Below are 1720 nucleotides of genomic sequence, written 5' to 3'. Positions count from 1 at the left end.
GAATTTGACGGAGAGATAGTATGGCTATTATTAAAAACGAAATACCGATTTTGGAGTTTGATACAGAGCAGACAGCAGTTCTTAATCCCACTCATGAAAATCTTGGTTTGAACTTACCCAAGAAATGTGTGTTCGCATTTCTTGGTGCTTACATAGATGAATATGCCAGTAAAAGTGATACCAAACAGGTATCCACTTTTGAGAGTGCAACGAAGCATTATCCCATTTACATCACCAAATACAAGGGTGAGGACATTGTGCTTTGTCAAGCACCCGTTGGTGCGGCAGCAGCCACACAGATACTTGATTGGCTGATTGGTTATGGTGTAAGAGAGGTAATCTCGGCAGGTAGTTGCGGTGCTCTGGAAAAGTTCCCCGAAAGTACATTCCTCGTACCAAACAAGGCTCTGCGTGATGAGGGAACATCTTATCACTATGCGCCCCCTTCTCGATTTGTGGAAATCAGCGAGAAGGCAAGAAAAGCAATTGAAGAAACCATTCTTGAGCATAGTATGAAATATCAGGAGGTTATAACCTGGTCAACGGATGGATTTTTCCGTGAAACCAAAGAAAAGGTGGCTTATCGCAAAAGTGAAGGCTGTGCAGTTGTAGAAATGGAATGTTCTGCTCTGGCGGCCTGTGCTGATTTCAGAGGGGCAACCTGGGGTATGATACTTTATACCGCAGACAGTCTTGCAGATGTTGACAAATACGACGAAAGAAACTGGGGCGGTAATGCATACGAATATGCACTTACGCTCTGCCTTGATGCGGTTATCAAATTATAAGAACAGTTAGAATCAATCTTTTTTTTGTGATATAATTTTATTGAGGTGAATGAAATGAGGACTGAAAAAGAAATATACGATTTAGTTTTGAATTTTGCTTTTCAAGATGAGAGAATTAGAATTGTAACTCTTGAGGGGTCTCGCACTAATGTTAATATACCAAAAGACAATCTTCAAGATTATGATATTACTTTTTTTGTTATAGATATGGGAGAATTTTTGAAAAGCGATGACTGGCTTAGTGTTTTTGGTAACAGAATTATGATGCAAAAACCTGAAGATATGGAATTATTTCCTCCAGAAGAAAAAGGATTTTCTTATATAATGCTTTTTGATGATGGTGTAAAGATTGATTTAACTTTGTTACCTGTTTCAATGCTTGAGGAGTATCTTACTCGCGATAAACTTGTAAAAATCATGTTAGATAAAGATAATATGATTAAAACAGAAATAGTTCCCACAGATGAAGATTATTACATTAAGTGTCCAACAGAAAGAAAGTTTGATGACTGTTGTAACGAATTTTGGAATGTTGCAACATATGTATCCAAGGGCTTACTTCGTGGTGAAATACTATTTGCAATAGACCATATGAATGAAGTATTACGTCATGAGCTTCTTAGGATGATTAGTTGGTATGTCGGTACTGAAAAAGGATTTAATTTCAGTTTGGGTAAAAACTATAAATTTTTAGATAAGCATATTTCAAAAGAATTGTGGGATAACTTACTAAATACATATTCAATGAGTTCGTATGAAGAAATGTGGAAATCGTTTGATTTGTGTCTATGTTTGTTCAAAAAAATATCTAAAAAAGTGGCAGATTCACTTGGTTATAATTATCCTGATTATGATGAAAACGTTACAAAATATTTGGAAACACAAAAGAGAATTTCAAATAAATATCTTTATGGTAATAGGTATTGACAAAT

2 protein-coding genes are annotated in these 1720 nt (G+C 35.6%); both read left to right on the top strand.

Features of this window, described 5'->3' with window-relative positions:
• The first annotated feature begins 20 nt into the window (after window positions 1-20).
• Complete coding sequence (locus tag ACI313_RS04875) at window positions 21-788, top strand: nucleoside phosphorylase (protein WP_002582179.1); 768 nt, start codon at window positions 21-23, stop codon at window positions 786-788.
• A gap of 54 nt (window positions 789-842) precedes the next feature.
• On the top strand, window positions 843-1715 hold the full coding sequence (gene ant(6), locus ACI313_RS04870; RefSeq protein WP_002582178.1) for an aminoglycoside 6-adenylyltransferase: 873 nt from the start codon (window positions 843-845) through the stop codon (window positions 1713-1715).
• Window positions 1716-1720 lie beyond the last annotated feature (5 nt).

The sequence above is a fragment of the Floccifex sp. genome, assembly GCF_051873495.1.
Taxonomy (GTDB): Bacteria; Bacillota_I; Bacilli_A; order Erysipelotrichales; family Erysipelotrichaceae; genus Floccifex.
The sequence above is the reverse complement of the archived record's forward strand: the minus strand, read 5'-3'. Positions and strand labels throughout refer to the sequence as shown.

Bases quoted from the DNA above. Each gene is read 5' to 3' on its own strand.
- ACI313_RS04875 (WP_002582179.1), top strand. From the start codon at position 21: ATGGCTATTATTAAAAACGAAATACCGATTTTGGAGTTTGATACAGAG.